The following is a 4,104-nucleotide window of genomic DNA, read 5'->3' as shown; positions in this document are numbered from 1 at the left end:
CACGCGGAACGCCGCTCGGTCCCCTGCACGGGATTCCCTTCGCGGTGAAGGACCTCGCCGACATCGCGGGCCACGAGCCGAGCTTCGGCTCGCGCTGCTACGGGCGCGGCGTCGCCAAGCGCACCGCCCCCGCCATCGCACGCCTCCGCGAGGCCGGCGCGATCCTGGTCGGCACCACCCACATGGTGGAATTCGCCATCGGCGGCTGGGGCACGAACTACGCCATGGGCACGCCGCGCAACCCCTGCGACCCCGACGCGCACCGCGTTCCGGGCGGCTCGTCCAGCGGCTCGGCGGTGGCGGTGGCGGCGGGTCTCGTGCCCTTCGCCATCGGCTCCGACACGGGCGGATCGGTGCGCATCCCGGCCTCGCTCTGCGGCATCGTCGGGCTGAAACCCTCCTCCGGACGCATTCCGCTGGAGGGGATCGCCCCCCTCAGCCCGACCTTCGACACGCTCGGCCCCCTGACGCGCACGGCGGCCGACGCGGGGCTGGTCGCCGACATCATGGCCGGTGTCGCCCCTTCCATCATCGGCCCGTCGCTGCCGCGGCGCATCGGCTACCTGCCGCTCGCCTACCTCGACCCGATCGAGTCCGAGATCGTGTCGGGCTATCTCGCGGCCATCGACGCCCTGCGCGGCCGCGGGCACGAGCTCGTGCCGGTGCACCTGCCGCTCGAGGCGACCGACTACCAGCGCCGGAACGGGACCATCGTGGCCCACGAGATCTACGGGCGCCTCGGCGAGCTCGCGCGGGACAACACCCGCCCGCTCGACCCCTACGTGCGTCAGCGCGTGCTTGCGGGCGCGGGCATCGGCGCCGCCGAGTATGCGGACCTCCTGTCGGACCGCGAGGTGGCGATCCTGCGGATGCGCGAGCACCTGGTCGAGACGCCGATGATCCTGGCGCCCACCACGCCGCTGCGCGCGCGCCGGATCGAGGAGGTGGACGAGGCGACCATCCCGCTCTCGCGCTACACGCGGATCGGCAACTACCTCGACCTCGCCGCGATCAGCCTGCCGCTGCCCGGGTCCGGCCTGCCGGCGGGGCTGCAACTCATGGCGACGCACGGGGCCGACCGCGCCATCATCGCCGCGGCGGAGGCGCTGGCGCCGCTCCTGTCGGACGGGGCGCGCTGCGCCGCCTGACCCGGGCCCGCCCCGCCGGGGCAACAGGCCGATTCCATTGCCCCGCCCGACATGCGAAGAAGGCGTGAGGGGAGGACGCGGCGGATGAAGACACAGGTGGCGATCATCGGGGGCGGGCCGTCGGGAATGCTGCTTTCGCTGCTCCTCCACCGCGAGGGCATCGAGAGCGTGGTGCTCGAACGCCGGACGAAGGAGCACGTGCTCGGCCGCATCCGGGCGGGCGTGCTCGAACAGGGGCTCGTCGGCCTCCTCGAGCGGGTCGGTTGCGCCGACAGGCTCCACGCCGAGGGCTACGTCCATGACGGCACCCTCATCTCCTACGGCGACGAGATGTTCCGCATCGACTTCGTCGAGCACACCGGCAGGCCCGTCATCGTCTACGGCCAGACCGAGGTGACGCGGGACCTCTACGCCGCGCGGGAGGCCGCGGGCGGTCCGATGGTCTTCGAGGTCGAGGACGTCGCGATCAACGGCGCCGACACCGACGCCTGCCACGTCACCTGGCGGACGCCCGGCGGGACGGCGCGGCTCGACTGCGATTTCGTCGCCGGCTGCGACGGCTTCCACGGCGTCAGCCGCAGGAGCATTCCCGCGGCGCTCCGCAAGGACTACGAGAAGGTCTATCCCTTCGGCTGGCTCGGCGTGCTGAGCGAGACGCGGCCGGTGAACGACGAGCTGATCTACGCCAACTCGCCCCGCGGCTTCGCGCTCTGCTCGATGCGGAACGAGCGGCTGAGCCGCTACTACATCCAGTGCTCCCTCGACGACCGCGCCGAAAACTGGAGCGACGCCGACTTCTGGGAAGAACTGAAGGCCCGCATCCCCGCCGGGCAGGCCGCGACGCTGGAGACCGGCCCCTCGATCGAGAAGTCGATCGCGCCGCTCCGCTCCTTCGTGACCGAGCCGATGCGCTGGGGACGCCTTTTTCTCTGCGGCGACGCCGCCCATATCGTGCCGCCGACGGGCGCCAAGGGGCTGAACACCGCGGCCTCGGATGTCCACTACCTCCACGAGGCGCTGGCGGACCACTACGCGACCGGCTCGACGGCGGGAATCGACGGCTATTCGCAGAAGGCGCTCCGCCGCGTCTGGAAGGCCGAGCGCTTCAGCTGGTGGTTCTCGGGCCTCCTGCACCGCTATCCCGACCAGTCGGATTTCGACCTCAAGATGCAGATCGCGGAACTGGAGTTCCTCCGTTCCAGCCCCGCGGCCCAGAAGGCCCTGGCTGAGAACTACGTCGGCCTGCCCTATTGACGCGAAAGGAGCACGACATGACGGATCGCCACGCCACCGGAATGGCCACGCGACGCGCGGTTCTCGGCGACGCGCATGTCGACCGCGCCGAGGCCGGAACGACCGAGTTCGACGCCCCCTTCCAGCGGCTCATCACCGAGACGGCCTGGGGCACGCTCTGGTCCGACGACACGATCAGCCGCCGCGAACGCTCGATGCTGACGCTGGCTCTGCTGGCGGCGATGGGGAACTTCGAGGAGATCCCGATGCACATCCGCGCCACGGCCCGCACCGGGGCCACCGAGCGGGACGTGATGCAGGCCTTCCTCCACGTCGCCGTCTACGCGGGCGTGCCCAAGGCGAACCGGGCGATCAAGCTCGCCAAGGACACCTTCGCCGAGATGGCGGCGGAAGGCTGAAAAGGTGGACGGCGGACCCGCAGGACCGCCGCCATTGCGCGTGCGCGATCAGCCGATGATCGCGTTGAAGGTCGGCGAGGGCCGCATGATCGCCGCCGTCTTCTCCGGGTCGGGGTGGTAGTAGCCGCCCTGATCGACCGGCTTGCCCCGGTCGGCCATCAGCTCGGCCATGATCTGCGCTTCCTTCTCCGAAAGCTCCTTCGCGACCATGGCGAAGTGCGCGGCAAGTTCCGCGTCCTCGGTCTGCGCGGCCAGGTATTCCGCCCAGTAGCGCGCGAACCAGTAGTGGCTGTTGCGGTTGTCGGGCTGGCCGGGCTTGCGCTGGGGCGAGTTGTCGTTGTCGAGGTAGCCCTGCGTCGCGGCATCGACCCCTTCGCCGAGCAGCCGCGCCTTGGCGTTGCCCTTCTGGTCGGCGAGGAAGCGGAAGCTCTCGCCGAGCGCGCAGAACTCGCCCAGGCTGTCCCACCGCAGATGGTTCTCGGCATGGAGCGCCTGCACGTGCTTGGGCGCCGAGCCGCCCGCCCCCGTCTCGAAGAGGCCGCCGCCGTTCATCAGCTTCACGATGGACAGCATCTTGGCCGAGGTGGCGAGCTCGAGGATCGGGAAGAGGTCGGTCAGGTAGTCGCGCAGCACGTTGCCGGTGATCGCGATGGTGTTCTCGCCCCTGGTGATCGTCTCGAGCGAGGCGCGCGTCGCCTCGCGCGGGGCCATGATCTCGAAGCGGTCGGCGACGCCCCTGGCCTCGAGGATCGGCATCACGTAGGCGATCAGCTCGGCATCGTGCGCCCGGTCGCGGTCGAGCCAGAAGATCGACCGGTAGCCGGTGGCCTTCTGCCGCTCGACGGCGAGGTTGACCCAGTCCTCGATCGCCGCCTTGCGCGCGCTGGCCGAGCGCCAGATGTCGCCCGCCTCGACGGAATGCTCGTGGAGCACGCTGCCGTCCTCCAGCACCATGCGCACCTTGCCCGCCTTCGGGATCTCGAAGGTCGTCGGATGCGAGCCGTATTCCTCGGCCTTCTGCGCCATGAGGCCGATGTTCTGCACCGTCCCCGCGGTCGCCGGATTCAGCTTGCCGTTCTCCTTGAAGAAGCGGATCGCCTCGTCATAGACCGGCGCGTAGGAGGTGTCGGGGATCACGCAGACGGCGTCGTGCTCCTTGCCGTCCGGGCCCCAGCCCTTGCCGCCCGCGCGGATCAGCGCCGGCATCGAGGCGTCGATGATGACGTCCGAGGGGACGTGCAGGTTGGTGATGCCCCGGTCGCTGTCGACCATGTACATGGGCGGACGGGCGGCCGTGACCTCCT

General features: G+C 70.4%; 4 protein-coding genes. 3 read left to right on the top strand and 1 reads right to left on the bottom strand.

Features of this window, described 5'->3' with window-relative positions:
* The 3 genes from ACTS11_RS16360 to pcaC form a co-directional block, all read left to right on the top strand.
* A partial coding sequence (locus ACTS11_RS16360) for an amidase (protein WP_442641365.1) occupies positions 1-1,148 on the top strand: 1,148 nt, incomplete at its 5' end.
* Positions 1,149-1,232: 84 nt separating this feature from the next.
* The gene (gene pobA, locus ACTS11_RS16355; protein ID WP_442641364.1) at positions 1,233-2,402 is read left to right on the top strand and encodes a 4-hydroxybenzoate 3-monooxygenase; all 1,170 of its coding nucleotides are present in this window, start codon (positions 1,233-1,235) and stop codon (positions 2,400-2,402) included.
* Between the two features lie 17 nt (positions 2,403-2,419).
* Positions 2,420-2,800: a 4-carboxymuconolactone decarboxylase gene (pcaC, locus tag ACTS11_RS16350; protein WP_442641363.1), complete on the top strand. Its 381-nt coding sequence runs from the start codon at positions 2,420-2,422 to the stop codon at positions 2,798-2,800.
* A 48-nt stretch (positions 2,801-2,848) separates the two neighbouring features.
* Here pcaC and ACTS11_RS16345 read toward each other — a convergent pair.
* Positions 2,849-4,104 (bottom strand): NADP-dependent isocitrate dehydrogenase (locus ACTS11_RS16345; RefSeq protein ID WP_442641362.1); only part of this gene is annotated, 1,256 nt, incomplete at its 5' end.

The organism is Roseicyclus sp., assembly GCF_052168335.1.
GTDB lineage: Bacteria > Pseudomonadota > Alphaproteobacteria > Rhodobacterales > Rhodobacteraceae > Roseibacterium.
Note: the sequence above shows the minus strand (reverse complement) of the source record. Positions and strands in the feature narration are given on the sequence as shown.

Excerpts from the sequence above, each read along its gene's own strand:
- pobA (WP_442641364.1), top strand. The coding sequence starts at position 1,233 with ATGAAGACACAGGTGGCGATCATCGGGGGCGGGCCGTCGGGAATGCTG.
- pcaC (WP_442641363.1), top strand. The coding sequence starts at position 2,420 with ATGACGGATCGCCACGCCACCGGAATGGCCACGCGACGCGCGGTTCTC.